Origin of the sequence: Streptomyces laurentii, assembly GCF_040635425.1 — a bacterium.
Taxonomy (GTDB): Bacteria; Actinomycetota; Actinomycetes; order Streptomycetales; family Streptomycetaceae; genus Streptomyces; species Streptomyces laurentii.
In genome coordinates this window covers 16,818-31,214 of sequence record NZ_JBEYHT010000008.1, presented here as the reverse complement: position 1 = coordinate 31,214, position 14,397 = coordinate 16,818, and the positions used below count along the sequence as shown (strand labels likewise).

The 14,397-nt window shown below is 73.4% G+C and carries 16 protein-coding genes; 10 read left to right on the top strand and 6 right to left on the bottom strand.

What is annotated here, in order from left to right; all coding sequences use genetic code 11:
- Window positions 1-102 precede the first annotated feature (102 nt).
- The gene (locus tag ABZ693_RS07505) at window positions 103-327 is read left to right on the top strand and encodes a hypothetical protein (protein ID WP_359874423.1); all 225 of its coding nucleotides are present in this window, start codon (window positions 103-105) and stop codon (window positions 325-327) included.
- A gap of 32 nt (window positions 328-359) precedes the next feature.
- Here the strand turns inward: ABZ693_RS07505 and ABZ693_RS07500 are convergent, their stop codons facing one another.
- A complete protein-coding gene (locus tag ABZ693_RS07500) occupies window positions 360-2,531 on the bottom strand; it encodes an MFS transporter (RefSeq protein ID WP_359874421.1) in 2,172 nt (723 codons plus the stop codon).
- Window positions 2,532-2,690: 159 nt separating this feature from the next.
- Between ABZ693_RS07500 and ABZ693_RS07495 the strand changes: the two genes are divergently transcribed.
- Both ABZ693_RS07495 and ABZ693_RS07490 read left to right on the top strand, forming a co-directional pair.
- Window positions 2,691-3,782, top strand: coding sequence for a peptidoglycan-binding domain-containing protein (locus tag ABZ693_RS07495; RefSeq protein WP_359874419.1), 1,092 nt, complete (start codon window positions 2,691-2,693; stop codon window positions 3,780-3,782).
- A 196-nt stretch (window positions 3,783-3,978) separates the two neighbouring features.
- Window positions 3,979-4,650, top strand: a complete 672-nt coding sequence (locus tag ABZ693_RS07490) for an HAD-IA family hydrolase (RefSeq protein WP_359874417.1) — start codon at window positions 3,979-3,981, stop codon at window positions 4,648-4,650.
- A 138-nt stretch (window positions 4,651-4,788) separates the two neighbouring features.
- On the opposite strand, the gene ABZ693_RS07485 is transcribed toward ABZ693_RS07490, so the two are convergent.
- Entirely contained in the window at window positions 4,789-5,853 is a 1,065-nt protein-coding gene (locus tag ABZ693_RS07485; RefSeq protein WP_359874415.1) for a uroporphyrinogen decarboxylase/cobalamine-independent methonine synthase family protein, read from the bottom strand.
- Between the two features lie 304 nt (window positions 5,854-6,157).
- On the opposite strand from ABZ693_RS07485, the gene ABZ693_RS07480 reads away from it, so the two are divergent.
- The 5 genes from ABZ693_RS07480 (at window position 6,158) to ABZ693_RS07460 (ending at window position 10,437) form a co-directional block, all read left to right on the top strand.
- Window positions 6,158-6,799, top strand: a complete 642-nt coding sequence (locus tag ABZ693_RS07480) for a CatB-related O-acetyltransferase (RefSeq protein WP_359874413.1) — start codon at window positions 6,158-6,160, stop codon at window positions 6,797-6,799.
- A gap of 95 nt (window positions 6,800-6,894) precedes the next feature.
- Window positions 6,895-8,067 (top strand): macrolide family glycosyltransferase, encoded by a 1,173-nt coding sequence (locus ABZ693_RS07475; RefSeq protein ID WP_359874411.1) that lies wholly within the window; start codon window positions 6,895-6,897, stop codon window positions 8,065-8,067.
- Between the two features lie 370 nt (window positions 8,068-8,437).
- Window positions 8,438-9,094 (top strand): HNH endonuclease family protein, encoded by a 657-nt coding sequence (locus tag ABZ693_RS07470; RefSeq protein WP_359874409.1) that lies wholly within the window; start codon window positions 8,438-8,440, stop codon window positions 9,092-9,094.
- A gap of 151 nt (window positions 9,095-9,245) precedes the next feature.
- Window positions 9,246-9,695 carry a DoxX family protein gene (locus ABZ693_RS07465; protein WP_359874407.1) on the top strand — a complete coding sequence of 150 codons (450 nt, stop codon included), beginning with the start codon at window positions 9,246-9,248 and terminating at the stop codon, window positions 9,693-9,695.
- A 10-nt stretch (window positions 9,696-9,705) separates the two neighbouring features.
- Window positions 9,706-10,437: a DedA family protein gene (locus ABZ693_RS07460; RefSeq protein ID WP_359874405.1), complete on the top strand. Its 732-nt coding sequence runs from the start codon at window positions 9,706-9,708 to the stop codon at window positions 10,435-10,437.
- On the opposite strand, the gene ABZ693_RS07455 is transcribed toward ABZ693_RS07460, so the two are convergent.
- Window positions 10,406-10,654 carry a DUF2277 domain-containing protein gene (locus ABZ693_RS07455; RefSeq protein WP_359874403.1) on the bottom strand — a complete coding sequence of 83 codons (249 nt, stop codon included), beginning with the start codon at window positions 10,652-10,654 and terminating at the stop codon, window positions 10,406-10,408. The genes ABZ693_RS07460 and ABZ693_RS07455 overlap by 32 nt on opposite strands.
- Window positions 10,655-10,769: 115 nt before the next feature.
- A complete protein-coding gene (locus tag ABZ693_RS07450; protein WP_359874401.1) occupies window positions 10,770-10,994 on the bottom strand; it encodes a hypothetical protein in 225 nt (74 codons plus the stop codon).
- A 191-nt stretch (window positions 10,995-11,185) separates the two neighbouring features.
- Here ABZ693_RS07450 and ABZ693_RS07445 point away from each other — a divergent pair, with 191 nt between their 5' ends.
- Complete coding sequence (locus tag ABZ693_RS07445) at window positions 11,186-11,950, top strand: GntR family transcriptional regulator (protein ID WP_359874399.1); 765 nt, start codon at window positions 11,186-11,188, stop codon at window positions 11,948-11,950.
- A 6-nt stretch (window positions 11,951-11,956) separates the two neighbouring features.
- Here the strand turns inward: ABZ693_RS07445 and ABZ693_RS07440 are convergent, their stop codons facing one another.
- Window positions 11,957-12,580: a DUF4231 domain-containing protein gene (locus tag ABZ693_RS07440; protein WP_359874397.1), complete on the bottom strand. Its 624-nt coding sequence runs from the start codon at window positions 12,578-12,580 to the stop codon at window positions 11,957-11,959.
- Window positions 12,581-12,657: 77 nt separating this feature from the next.
- Between ABZ693_RS07440 and ABZ693_RS07435 the strand changes: the two genes are divergently transcribed.
- Window positions 12,658-13,290, top strand: coding sequence for an HIT family protein (locus ABZ693_RS07435; protein WP_359874395.1), 633 nt, complete (start codon window positions 12,658-12,660; stop codon window positions 13,288-13,290).
- Window positions 13,291-13,991: 701 nt separating this feature from the next.
- Here the strand turns inward: ABZ693_RS07435 and ABZ693_RS07430 are convergent.
- Window positions 13,992-14,120: a PDDEXK family nuclease gene (locus ABZ693_RS07430; RefSeq protein ID WP_359874393.1), complete on the bottom strand. Its 129-nt coding sequence runs from the start codon at window positions 14,118-14,120 to the stop codon at window positions 13,992-13,994.
- Between the last annotated feature and the right edge of the window lie 277 nt (window positions 14,121-14,397).

Here is a 14,397-nt window from a genome sequence, read left to right as displayed (position 1 = left end):
AGCGCGCAAGGTTCCCCGGACTCCGGCCGCCCAAGCTCGTCGTGTCGCCCCGGCCCAGGGGCGAGTGCCACAAGCGCAATCCCCAACGGGGGAAGGAATCGTATGAAGAAGATCAGTCGGGTCCTGGCCGGGATCCCGATCGCGGCCGTGACCGCCCTCTGCCTCCAGGCGGGGCCGGCGCAGGCCCTGCCGTCCCCGACGGCCCCGGACGCCCCAGTGGCTCCTGCCGCTCCGGCCGCCGGAAAGGCCTCCATCACGGCCACGTACTACAACTTCGAGGTGCACGTGAAGACGCGCTACTCGGACCGGAGGCCCGATCCACCATGACGGCCCGGCTCGGGGGATCCCGGGCCGGGCCGTCACGGCGGTGGCGGTCCCTCGTCGCCCGGCCCCGCTGGTCTCGGCGGCCCCGGCGGCCTCCGCCCGCGCAGCTGCTCGCCGTTCGCGCCGCTCAGTTCGTCGGTGAGCAGCTCCACCAGGCGTACCAGGTCCGTCGGCCGGTCCGGCCCCCACCAGTCGCCGAGCAGTTCGGCCAGCGAGTCCTCGCGCGCCCGTCCGAGCCGTACCGCCGTCTCGGCTCCCTGCTCGGTGAGGATCAGCTGTACGCCCTCGCGCGCGACGAGATGGCGTTGCTCCAGCTGGCGGGCCGCCTGGGTGATCACTTGCGGCGGTACGGGGGTGGTCGCGGCGAGCCGGCCGGGTTCGACGGCGCCATGACGGCGTACCCGCAGCAGCAGCCAGCTGGCGGCGGGCAGCAGGTCGAGCCCGGCGCGGGCGGTGATCTTCTCGTACACCTGGCGGCGGCCCGCGCGGGAGCCGAGCAGGGACAGGGCGCGGGCGCACTCGTCGTACGAGGAACGTTCGACGGGGCCGGTGCCGAGGGTCTCGCCGGCGTCGGGCGCGGTGACCGAGCCGCGCAGCTTGTCCTCCTTCAGGAACCAGGAGACGACGAAGGCGACCAGGACGACCGGGGACGCGTACAGGAAGACGTCGGTGATGGACGTGGCGTACGCGTGCAGGACGGCGGGGCGCAGCGCGGGCGGCAGCGCGACGAGGGCGCGCGGGTCGGCGGCGAGGGTCGCGGGGCCGACGCCGGGCGGGAGCGGGACGCCGGCGAGGGCGTCGGCCAGGTTGCCGGTGAGGCGGTTGGTGAAGATGGTGCCGAAGACGGCGACACCGAAGGCGGCGCCGACGGAGCGGAAGAAGGTGGCTCCGGAGGTGGCGACGCCGAGGTCCTCGTAGGAGACGGCGTTCTGCACGATGAGGACGAGCACCTGCATGACGAGGCCGAGTCCGGCGCCGAAGACGAAGAAGTAGAGGCTCATCTCCCAGGTCGGGGTGAACTCGGTCATCCGGTGGAGCAGCAGCAGGCCGATGGCGGTGAGCGCGGTGCCCGCGATCGGGAAGACCTTCCAGCGGCCGGTGCGGGAGACGATCTGCCCGGAGCCGGTGGAGGTGAGCAGCAGACCGGCGACCATCGGCAGCATGTGCACGCCGGACATGGTGGGGGTGACCCGGTGCACGACCTGGAGGAAGGTCGGCAGGTAGGTCATCGCACCGAACATCGCGAAGCCGATGACGAAGCTGATGACGGACGCGAGGGCGAAGGTCCGGATCCCGAAGAGCTTGAGCGGCAGGACGGGTTCGGCGGCGCGCCGCTCCACGAAGAGGAACCAGACGAGGAGGACGGCGCCGAGCACCGTCAGGCCGATGATCTGCGGCGAGGCCCAGGCCCACGTGCTGCCGCCGAGGGAGGCGACGAGGACCAGGCTGGTGGCGATCGAGGCGATGAGGAAGGTGCCGAGGTAGTCGATGGTGTGGCGGGTGGTGCCGACCCGGATGTGCAGGACGGTCGCGATGACGAAGAGGGCGACGATGCCGATGGGAAGGTTGATGTAGAACACCCAGCGCCAGGACAGGTGCTGGGTGAACAGTCCGCCGAGCAGCGGGCCGAGGACGCTGGTGGTGCCGAAGACGGCGCCGAAGAGGCCCTGGTAGCGGCCGCGTTCGCGGGGGGTGACGAGGTCGCCGACGATCGCCTGCGACAGCACGATGAGCCCGCCGCCGCCCAGGCCCTGGAGCGCGCGGAAGCCGATCAGCTGGGGCATGTTCCGGGACAGGCCGCAGAGCGCCGAGCCGATGAGGAAGAGGACGATGGCGCCCTGGAAGAGCCGCTTGCGGCCGTACTGGTCGCCGAGTTTGCCCCACAGCGGGGTGGCGGCGGTGGAGGCGAGCAGATAGGCGGTGACGACCCAGGACAGGTGCTCCATGCCGCCGAGGTCGCTGACGATGGTCGGCAGGGCGGTGGACACGATGGTCTGGTCGAGGGCGGCCAGGAGCAGGCCCATGAGGAGGGCGCCGATGGCGAAGCCGAGGGTGCGGCGGTTCTGGCCCTGTCCGGGGCCGGGGGCGGATTCGGGGCCGGAGGCCGATCCGGGGCCGGGGGCGGATTCGGGGCCGGAGGCCGATCCGGGGCCGTTCCCGGGAGCGGGACCGTCGTCGCCGTCCGGCGCGGGTACGTCCTGGGCCATGGGCTCTCCGCTCTCCTCCGGTCCGGTCCGTGCCCTCCATCCTGATGCGTTTGTCCTCTTACGTCCTGCGGGAGACGTGCGCGGGTGTACGGGTGTTCCCTCCCGGCACAGGGGCGGGCTGCATAATCGCTCGCAGTTGACTGGGGAGGGGATCCAACGATGTCCGGACACGTCTGTCCCGACTGCGGGGCGCACAGACCCGGCTGCGCCTGCGATCGCGCGCGGGCGCAGGCCGCCGAGCGGGCCGCGGAGCAGGAGGCGGCACGGATCGCGGCGCAGGCCGCCGAGGACTTCGAGCCGCTGCGGATCCGGCCGTACGTGACGCTGGGCGCCACGGACGCGGAGACGGCGGCGATGCCGGCGGGACCGCTGCCGCCCGAGGTGCCGATGCCGGCGCCGGGGACCGCCGACGCGAGCACGGCGGGGTACGGGGAAGGAACGGGGTACGGGGCCGGGGCGGCGTACGCGTCGGGGGGCGCGTACGAGACCGGTACGGGCGCCGGAGCCGACCCGTACGCGCATCCGTACCCACCCTCGCCCTCTCCTGCGGACGAGCCCGCGCACACCCTCGGGTACGTCCCCGGGGCGGCGGGCGCGGGGCGGCGCGGCGGCCGGCGGCGGGGCAAGAGCCAGGGCCGGGGCCGGGGAGCCCTGACCGCGGGGGTCGTCGCGGCGGGCGTCGTCGGGACCGCGCTCCTGGCCACCGCGCTGGTCGGCGGCTCCGACGGCGACGACCGGGCCGCCGAGCCCGTGACCACCACGAGCGCGTTCGGGAACGACGCCGTATCCGAGGCGCCGACCACCACCCCCTCCCCCACGGCGTCCGGTTCGGTCTCCGCGTCCCCGGACCGGGCCTCGGCGTCCGCGTCCCCGCGGACGGCCTCCCCCTCCGCTTCGGCGTCCCCGACCGCCTCCTCCGCCGGTTCGACGGCGCCGGCCGTACCGTCGACCCCGGCCACGACCCCGGCGGAGCCGCACAGGACGGCCCCGACGGCGCCCCACACCACGGCGGCGACCACGCTGAGCTCGGGTTCGACGGGCCCGGAGGTCGCGGATCTGCAGGGGCGGCTGCGACAGCTCGGGCTCTACCTGGGGCCCGTGAACGGCTCGTACACGCGGCGGGTCGAGCGCGGGGTCGCGGCGTTCCAGGCGACCCGGGCCCTCAGCGGCGATCCCCGGGGCGTGTACGGGCCGAGCACGCGCGCGGCGCTGGAGGCGGAGTCGCGGCAGGATGGCGGCGACCACCAGTAGGCCGGGGGTGCCTCTCGCGGTCCGGTCCGGTCCGGTCCGGCCCGGCCCGGTCCGGGATGTGGGCCGGGGCTGGCGGCTCCGGGGCGCCGTTTTGTATCGTGGACGAACAAAGTGGTTCCGCCCGCACACCCTGACCGGCGGGCGGGACCGCTTCGTACTGTTCCTCCCCATCTCCGAACCCACCTGGAGATCCCGCATGACCGCCCCCACCCCGGCGTCCCTCACCACCCGCGCCCTGCTCCTCGACATGGACGGCACGCTCGTCGACTCCGACGCCGTCGTCGAACGCTGCTGGCGGCGCTGGGCCGAACGCCAGGGGCTGGTCCCCGACGAGGTCATGAAGGTGGTCCACGGACGCCAGGGGTACGCCACCATGGCCGCGCTGCTGCCGGACCGCCCCATGGAGCAGAACCACGCCGACAACCGGGACATGCTCGCCCAGGAGACCGCCGACCTCGACGGGGTCGTGCCGGTGCCGGGCGCGCCCGCGTTCCTGGCGGCGCTCGCGCCGCTGCCGCACGCCCTCGTGACCTCGGCCGACCTCGCGCTCGCCACCGCCCGGATGGGCGCGGCGGGCCTGTCGCTGCCCGGGACGCGGGTCACCGCCGAGAGCGTGAGCGCGAGCAAGCCGCACCCGGAGGGCTTCCTGAAGGGCGCCGCCGAGCTGGGCTTCGCCCCGGAGGACTGCGTCGTCTTCGAGGACTCCGAGGCGGGCATCCAGGCGGGCCGCGCGGCCGGGATGCGGGTCGTGGGCGTGGGCCCGCGGGCCGCCGCCTTCGGCCCGGACGTCCATGTGGCGGACCTGGCGGGGATCCGGATCGAGCCGTCCGGGGACGGCTCGATCACTCTGCGGTTCGCCGCCGTGTGAGGTAAGCCCGCGTGAGGTAAGCCCGCGTGACGTAAGCCGCGCGCCTCGGCCCGCGAGACGTAGGCCCGCGGGCCGTCGGCCCGCGAGACCCCGCACACCCGCCGTACCCGCCCTGTCCTCCAGGGCGGGCCGTACCGCTTACAGACCCAGTTCCCGGGCGGCCAGCTCGGTGCCGCGCAGCCGGGCGTCGATCTTGGCGAAGGCCGTCTCGCGCGAGAGCGCGGTGTCGTCCGCGTACATCGCGAACCCGGCGTCGTCGCAGGTCCCGAGCCGGTCGGCCGGGATGTGGCGGGCCGCGGCCAGCACCCGGTCCCGTACCCGCTCGGCCGGCTCGACCGCCGAGTCGAGCGGGTCGGTCACGCCCACGAACACCCGGGAGTCGGGGCGCAGCGTGCCGGCCACCACGGCGAGCACCCGCTCGGGGTCGGGCTCGCTCGCCATCTGGAGGAAGAAGCTGCCCGCGGCCAGCTGGAAGAGGCGGGGCAGGAGAGCGGCGTAGTCGACGTCCAGGCTGTGGGTGGAGCCCTGGTCCGCGCCCGGGTGGGTGTGCACGCCGATCCGCGCCCGCTCCTCCTCGGTGAAGCGCTCCAGGACCCGGTTGTTGAGGGCGACGAACTCGTCGAGCACCCCGCCCGAGGGGTCCAGCTTCAGCGCCAGCCGCGCCTCGCCGAAGTCCAGCTGGACCCGGTGCGCGCCCCCGTCGAGGCAGGCCCGGATCTCGGCCTCGGACTCGGCGAGCAGGTCGTCCAGGAAGGTGTCGCGCGGGTAGCCGTCGATCCCGTCGGCGGGGTAGAGCAGGCTGAGGGCGGAGGGGGCGACGGCGGTCGCCTTGACGGGGAGTTCGGTGTGCTGCCGGGCGGTACGGAGGTACGCGTCGGCGCGCACCCCGTACCGGAAGGGTCCGGCGGTCAGCCGGGGCAGGGTCCGGACGTGGCCGTCGGCGTACGGGACGGCCACGCCGTCCGGGGCGAGGCCGGTGAAGCCGTCGAGGGGGTAGGTGACGGCGGACGGCTTGGCCTGGTCGCCGTCGACGAGGACGGGGCTGCCCAGTTTCTCGAGCCTGTCCAGGGTGTCGGCGACGGCCTGCGCCTGGACCTCGGCCAACTCCTCGTCGTTGATCCGGCCATTGGCGTGCTGGATGCGTGCGTGGTGCAGAGCGGCCGGGCGTGGAACGCTGCCGATCGGCTCGGTGGGAATGCTCATGGTCGGCACCCTAGGAACGCGTCCGGGCCGCCGGGGCGCGGACCGGACGACGTTCACCCGTTCGGCGCGCGGGCAAATAGGGATGCCGGGGCGGCATGAAATCGCGATCATGGGCCGTACACCCATCCGACCCGCGTCCGATCCGTACGCGGTCCAGGGCCGGTCCGCACGCGGTCCACGGCTGGTCCGCGGCCGGTCCACCGGCCGGTCCACCGGCCGGTTCGCCGGCCGGTTCGCCGACGATCCGCCGCCAGTCGGATGACGATCCCCCCACCAGTCCGCCGCCGACGAGGGAGCCCTCCGCATGCCGGTGCCCGCCGATCCGACCGTTCTCCACCCGATGCCCGGGCAGCCCCGGGTGGTGCTGCTGAAGCCGCTGGTGACGTCCCCGCTGATCGAGGTCGGGGAGTACTCCTACTACGACGACCCGGACGACCCCACCGCGTTCGAGACGCGCAACGTGCTCTACCACTACGGGCCGGAGAAGCTGGTCATCGGCCGGTTCTGCGCGCTGGGCACCGGCGTGCGGTTCCTCATGAACGGCGCGAACCACCGGATGGACGGCCCCTCGACCTTCCCCTTCCCCACCATGGGCGGCTCCTGGGCGGACCACTTCGACCTGCTGACCGGGCTGCCGAACCGGGGCGACACCGTCGTCGGCAACGACGTCTGGTTCGGCCACGGGACGACGATCCTGCCGGGAGTACGGATCGGGCACGGCGCGATCATCGGCTCGGGCTCGGTGGTCACCCGCGACGTGCCCGACTACGGCATCGTCGGCGGCAACCCGGCCCGGCTGCTCCGGACCCGCTACGACGAGAAGGACGTCGCCCGGCTGCTCGCGGTGGCGTGGTGGGACTGGCCGGCCGAGCACATCACCGCGCACGTACGGACGATCATGTCGGGCAGCGTCGACGAGTTGGAGGCCGCGGCCCCGGGCGCCTGACACCTGACACCTGACACCTGCCGACCGACACCTGCCGACCGAGACCCGATCCGTCTCCACCGAAGACGCCTTCGAACCGGAAGAGTTGATGCCGCATGTCCCGTCGCCGCGCCCATATCGCCATGGTCGGCGTCCCACTCGTCAGCCACATGCTGCCGAGCCTGGCCGTCCTCCGCGAACTGGTGGCCCGCGGCCACCGGGTGACCTACGCCAACGACCCGGCGGTGGCCCACCTCATCGAGCCCATGGGCGCCGAACTGGTGCCCTTCTCCTCGACGTTGCCGTTCATCGACAACGTCTGGCCCGACGATCCGATCGCCGCGAGCGAACTCTTCCTCGACGACGCCATCCAGGCGCTGCCCCAACTGCGCGCCGTCTACGACGACGATCCGGCGGACCTGTACCTGTACGACATCGGCGCCTACGAGGCGCGCGCCCTCGCCGAGGCGCAGGGGCGGCCCGCGCTCCAGCTGTCCCCGACGTTCGTGGCGTGGGAGGGGTACGCCGAGGAGGTCGCGGCGCAGCTGTGGAAGCTGCCCGGCGCCGACGCGTACCGGGCGAAGTTCGCGCGGTGGCTGGCCGGTTGCGGGGCGACCACGCTGGACACCGACGCCTTCCCCGGCCCTCCGGGGCGGGCGGTGGCGCTGATCGCCCGGGCGATGCAGCCGCAGGCCGACCGGGTGGACACCAGCGTGGTGACCTTCGTCGGCCCGTGCTTCGACCCGCCGGAGAAGAACGAGTGGGCCCGGCCGGCGGACGCGGAGAACGCGCTCCTGGTCTCGCTCGGCTCGGCGTTCACGCAGCAGCCGGACTTCTACCGCCGGTGCCTGGCGGCCTTCGGCGACCTGCCCGGCTGGCATGTCGTCCTCCAGATCGGCAAGCACACCGACCCGGCGGAACTCGGGACCATCCCGGGCAACGTCGAGGTGCACGCGTGGGTCCCACAACGGGCGATCCTGGAGCAGGCGGACGCCTTCGTCACGCACGCCGGGATGGGCGGCTGCGGCGAGGCGCTGCTGGCCGGCGTGCCGATGATCGCGGTGCCGCAGGCGGCCGACCAGTTCATGAACGCCGACCGGCTCGTGGAGCTGGGCGTGGCCCGCCGGATCGACACCGCCGACGCCACCGCCGAGAACCTGCGGGCGGCGCTGCGCGCGCTGACCGGCGACCCGGAGGTGGCCCGTCGCTCGGCGCGGCTGCGGGACGAGGCGCGGGCCGAGGGCGGCACGGCGCGGGCGGCCGACCTCATCGAGGACATGCTGGGCTGAGACCGGGCACGGACACCGGAGGCGTACCCGTACGCCGGGTGCGCACGCCGGACTTACACCGGGTGCGCACGCCGGGCTTACGCCGGAACGGGCGCCGAGGGTGCGCCCGGCGGACGTCGTACACCCCCCATAACCAGGGGCGGTGGCACGGCACTTGACCGCGGCGCCGCCCCGCCCCGCTTCGCCCCCTCTCGTCGGCATATGCCCGGCACGCGTGCCGTGGCGTCGTCTCGCCAACCGCCCGCCACCCCTTGATGTGACGTGCACATGTCGCCACTCTGTAACCTGGCGCACCCTCCACGGAAACCGTGCGCCGACACGATGGCCGGGCCACACCGGCTCACCGGCCCCCCACATCAAGGGAGTTCGCATGTCCGCCGCCGCCCCCACCGTCTACGCGCGTCGAATAGCCGTCCTCGCCGCGTCGGCCGCCCTGACCGTGACCGGCCTCCTGGCCACCGCTCCCGCCGCGCAGGCGTCCCCGCCCACCCCGGTCAGCGCCGCCACCGCCCGCACCTACCTCGCCGCCCTGACGGTGAAGACCGACGGCTCCTCCACCGGTTACAGCCGCGACCTCTTCCCGCACTGGATCACCCAGTCCGGCACCTGCAACACCCGCGAGACGGTGCTCAAGCGGGACGGCGTGAACGTCACCACCGACGCCAACTGCGCGGCCACCGGCGGCAGCTGGTACTCCGAGTACGACGGCGCCACCTGGACCGCCGCCTCCGACCTCGACATCGACCACGTCGTCCCCCTCGCCGAGGCGTGGCGCTCGGGCGCCAGCTCCTGGACCACCCCGCAGCGCCAGGCCTTCGCCAACGACCTGACCCGCCCCCAGCTCATCGCCGTCACCGACAACGTCAACCAGGCCAAGGGCGACAAGGACCCCGCCCAGTGGATGCCCTCGCGCACGGCGTACCGCTGCACGTACGTCCGCATGTGGGTCCAGGTGAAGTACTACTACAACCTCAGCATCGACTCGGCGGAGAAGAGCGCGCTCCAGTCGACCCTGAACGGCTGCTGAGCCGCCCCGGGACACCGGCTCCAGGGGTAATCACCCCAGCCCGTACCGGGCTTCGAGCATGAGTGAGGCCGCTCTCCCTAAGGTCCATCGGACTGCCGCCTCCCCCACGGCCCGCTCGCCCTGTCCGGGCCGGGACCGAAGGAGCCCCCTCATGCGCACGCTCACGAGTTCCCTGAACCGGGCCCACCCTTACGCGCTCGGTCTGTTCCGGATCGTCATCGGCCTGCTCTTCGCCTGCCACGGCGCCGCCCAGCTCTTCGGAGTACTGGGCGGCGCCCACGGCGGCGGCACCCTGGCCGCCTGGGCCTGGCCGGGCTGGTACGCGGCCGTCATCCAGCTCGTCGGCGGCGCCCTCGTGCTGCTCGGACTCGGCACGCGCACCGCCGCGTTCGTCGCCTCCGGCTCGATGGCGTACGCGTACCTCAGCGTCCACCAGACCGGGGCCCTGTTCCCGCTGCAGAACGGCGGCGAGGACGCGGCCCTGTTCTGCTGGGCCTTCCTGCTGCTCGTCTTCTCCGGACCGGGCGCGCTCGCGCTCGACGGGCTGCGCGGGGCGCGGGGCGGCGACCCGGCGCGCCTCGGGAGCGCGGGCGCCGCGTAGGCTCCGCAGCGTGAACGTGCTCGACGGCACGGGGTGGTCACTGGCGTCGCTGACCGCGAGCCCGTGGATCTACGCGGTGGTGTCGACGTCCATCCTGCTCGACGTGTTCCTGCCGGTGCTGCCCAGCGGCATCCTCGTCGTCACCGCCGCCACCGCGTCCGCCTCGGCCGTCGTCGCGGGCGGGGCGAGCGGGGCCGCCGCGGCGCAGGGCCCGTACGCCCCCGGCCTGCTCCCGCTGCTGCTCTGCGCGGCCGCGGCCTCGTTCCTCGGCGATCTCGCCGCGTACCGGCTGGCCCGGCGCGGCGAGGGCCGGATCGCCCGTGCCGCCGCGCGCTCGCGCCGGCTGGCCACGGCGCGGACCCGGCTCGGCGACGCGCTCGCCCGGGGCGGCGGCCCGCTCGTCGTCCTCGCCCGCTTCGCGCCCGCCGGACGCTCGGTGGTCGCCTTCGGCGCGGGCGCGACCGGGCGCCCCGCGCGCGACTTCCTGCCCTGGTCGGCCCTGGCGGCCACGGTGTGGGCGGGGTACGGCGTGGGGCTCGGCAGGCTCGGCGGCCACTGGCTGGGCGCGACCTGGCTGGGCGCCTGCGTCCCGGTCCTGGCCCTGTTCCTGGCGGGCTCGCTCGCGGCCCTCACCCTCCGGCGTACGGCCAAGGCGCGCTCGGCCCGGTCTCGCGCCGCGGGCCCTGGCGTGGGTGCGGGTGCGGGTGCGCCTACTCCTGCTCCTGCGGCTCCGGCTGCCTGACGGGGTGCGCTCCGCGTACCTCCAGATCGGCGAGGAGCCGGGCGGTGGCCGCCGCGACCTCCTCGACGGCGCGGTCGAACACCTCTTGGTTGTGCGCGGCGGGGGCGCGGAAGCCGGAGACCTTGCGGACGTACTGGAGCGCGGCCGCGTGAATGTCGTCCCCGGTGGCCTCGTGGGGCAGCGCGGGCGGGCGGAGGGTCTTGATGCTTCGGCACATGCTTCCAGTGTGACGCGCACCACTGACAGCGCCAGGTCCCCGGTGCCGCCGGGTCCCCCTCCGGGTCCCCACGGTCCTGTCAGGCACCTCGGTCGCGTCAGGCAGCCCGGTCCCGTCAGGTGCCCCAGCCCCGTCTGCTGCGGGCGTTGATCTCGGCGGCGCGGGCCCGGAGCTCCCGCAGGGGCGTCGCGAGCTGGACGTCGGCGGGTTCGGCGTGCCATTCCAGGCCGCCGCGCACCGGCCGGATGACGAAACGGCCGCCGACCCTGTCGACGTAGAAACCGACCCTTCCGGTGGCCGTGTCCCGCACGAGATCACCGGCCTCGGGCTGTGCCTGCACCTATCCCTCCCGTCCCAGTCGGAGATCAGATGGATACCACTCAGACAAGCTCTGGCGCAGCTCCCTGTCAACGCGTCTCTAGAGAAGTCCCCCGATGGACGGACTCCGGGCCCGGGACGGCGCACCGGCGGCCCCGAGCCCCCGGAACCGGGCCTTAGGGTGTGCGGCAGACGGAAGGGAGTGGTCCACCCATGCCTGACCACGGCGGCGACCGGAGGCCCAAGTACCAGCGCATCGCGGACGAGTTGAGAACCGCGATGGATGCGGGCGCCTTCGCGCCCGGCGACCGGCTCCCGGGCGAGAACGATCTGATGGCCGCGCACGGCGTGGCCCGGATGACCGCCCGCCAGGCCCTGTCCGTGCTGCGCGCCGAAGGCCTGGCCGAGGCCCGCAAGGGTGTCGGGGTCTTCGTCCGCTCGTTCCGCCCGCTGCGCCGCCGGGGCGTCACCCGGCTGTCGCGCGAACGATGGGGCAACGGCCGTTCGGTCTGGTCGGCCGACCTCGGCGACCGCACCCTCGTGGTGGACCGGGTCGAGGTGTCCGCGGCCGCCCCGGCGGGCCCGCGGGTGGCCCGGGCGCTCGGCCTGGACTCCCCCGAGGCGCCGGTCTGCGTCCGCCGGCGGCGCTTCGTCCTGGACGGCAAGCCGGTGCTGCTCGCGGTCTCGTACCTGCCGGCCCCGTTCACCGAGGGCACCGCGATCACCGAACCGGACACCGGGCCGGGCGGCACCTACGCCCGGCTGGCGGAGCACGGCCACCGGCCGGTCCGCTTCCGCGAGGAGATCCGCTGCCGGATGCCGACCCCGGCCGAGACCACCGGGCTCGCCCTCGAACCGGGCACGCCGGTGATCCTGATCTGCCGAACGGCCGTGACGGAGACGGGAGTCGCGGTCGAGTTCAACGAGATGACGCTGGACGCGTCCACGTACGTCCTGGAGTACGACTTCGAGGCCTGACGCCCCTCACGCGCCGGCGACGGTTCCGGTCGCGGGAGCGGGGGCCGGGACCGCGGCTTCCGGCGTGGGTGCGGTGTCCGGCACGGGCGCGGGTACGGACGGGGCCACGCTCGCGTCACGCTGCGCGGGCAGCCCGTACTGCTGCAACTCGGCGTTGACCTGCCCGCCCAGGGTCATCACGTTGAGCGTCGCCGAGTTCTCGCTGGCGATCGCCTTCTCCACGCGCGCGACGAGCGTCGTGAACGCCTCCCGCCCGGAGAGCTTGTGATACGGACCGACCCGCGCGGCGAAGTAGACCCTCTCGTGGCCGAGGAGTTGCTCGGTGGAGCGGTAGTTCTTCCACTGCTCGCGATAGCGGTAGACGCTCTCCAGCGACACCGACGCGACCACGACCACACTGAGCACGGTGGCCGTGACCCGCGCGAACCCCAGGTCCAGATTCACGAGTACGGGCACGAGCGCCGCCCCGACCACCGACACGGTCCGCATCCGCAGATGCATCGCCTTCATCTTGGTGGCCTTGCGGTCGTACCACGCCTGATACTGCCCGAGCCGCTCGTCGACGTACGCCTTCGGCGTCATCTCCCCGTTGTGCGGCGGCACTTCCGGCCCGTCCCCCATGTCGTCCATGCCGGGGAGTATGCCACCCTGCTCTGCCGGCGCCGCCGCGGCACCGACGCACAGGGACGTCACCTCACGGGGGAACCATGGAACCGACCCGACCGACACCGCGCGAGACCTTCGCCGACCGCCTGCCCCTAGGCGAGCGCCTGCCGCTGCCCGAGGACTCGCTGGCGAACTGGAACACCTTCCCCTTCGAGGGCGGCCTGCGGGTCAAACCGCTCCAGCCCCCGGTCCTCCCGGAACCGGACCGGGCGGGCGAGTCCGGCCCCGCCGACTGCCCGACCTGCCGCCGGCCCGTCACCGACGCGCTGTGGGCCGACGACCACTGGCGCCTGGACGCCCCCGGCACCGAGTCCCGACTCCCCGCCACGGTGCTGCTCCAGCCCCGCGCCCACCACGACCTGACGGACCTGCCCCCGGCCCGCGCGGCCGAACTCGGCCCGCTCCTCCAGCGCGTGGAACGGGCCATGCTCACCCTCGACGACGTCGCCCGGGTCCACGTCAACCGCTGGGGCGACGGCGCGGCCCACCTCCACTTCTGGCTCCTCGCCCGCCCCGCGGGACTGCTCCAGCTCCGCGGCACCTTCCTCCCGGCCTGGGAAGAACTCCTCCCCCCACTCCCCGAAGCCACCCGCGCCCACAACCACCACCACCTCGCCACCACCCTCGCCCGTGCCGGCGGCACCGCCTACACCTCCCCGAACGCACGGCCATGAGAAGGCACCTCGTGAACTGGCGGGCCACGCTGGGCACACCGACAACACTCGTCCGCTACCGCACCCCGGCCGAGGCTGAGACGGCCGCCCTCGCCACAGCGGAGCAGTTCGCCGAAACCTCACTGGTGGACAGGCACGATCACTCCCTGATCACTGTCACTTGGCCAAGTCCGGGTAGGGGAAGACCTCCAACGGCTCGTCCGACCGATCGGCCCAGTGCCACCAGACGTGCCGGGCCGGACACCGCCACATGGCACGGCAGGTCCGCTTGGCGTCCTCCTCACGCCCCATGAGAAGAAGCCCGCGCGGTTCCAGAGGCTGATCGCACTCAGGACAGATCGGAGAGTCACTGGTCATGCCGCGCAACCTACCCCGCCCCCGCACGGTCAGCTCGGCAGGCGAACAACCCTGGTCATCGTTTCCTACGAAGCTTCCGCATCTTGGCCTCGGCTTCCTTCTTCTTCCGCTGCTGCACCCCATAAGCCGACCACGGCCCCTGATGCTTCGCACACCGCGAACTACCCATGATCGCCTTGCTCTTACAACGACCACCACTCTGCGTCGGCGCATTGCACGTGGGCTGAACCATCCCGCACCTCCCCCTCGGAAGCCGCCATGCTCCCAACCCCACCCCCACCGGGGGAGGCGCAATCGCAGTCGGACGGCAGCACGGATACGGCACAAGGTTCGGCAACGCGCGGTCAGACGAGGTCACCGTTCCAGCCGCGTCGAAGCCTGGCCACCACGCGAGCGATCTGCTCGGCGGCCACGAGGTTGTCGAGCTTGACGCATTTCGCCTGCCCGAGAACGACGAGACTGGTGCCGGCCAATCCGTTGCCGATGTCGAGTCTCCCGACGAAGCCCGCCCCGCCGTCGCCGGATCGTCGGGTGAGCCACCCTCGACGTAGCTGTTGCCAGCGCCGCGCAGAACACGCGATGCGACCGCGGAGGCGACAGCTTCGACATCGTGCTCGCGTCCGTCGAAGTACTCGTAGATCAGTTCCAGATCCTTGGCCTCGGTGCTGCCCGAAGCGGGCCGCCGCTCCGGGCGTTCAAGTGCCCTGCACCGCCCACAGCTGCCGCTGTGCGCCTCTGCGGGCATTTCGG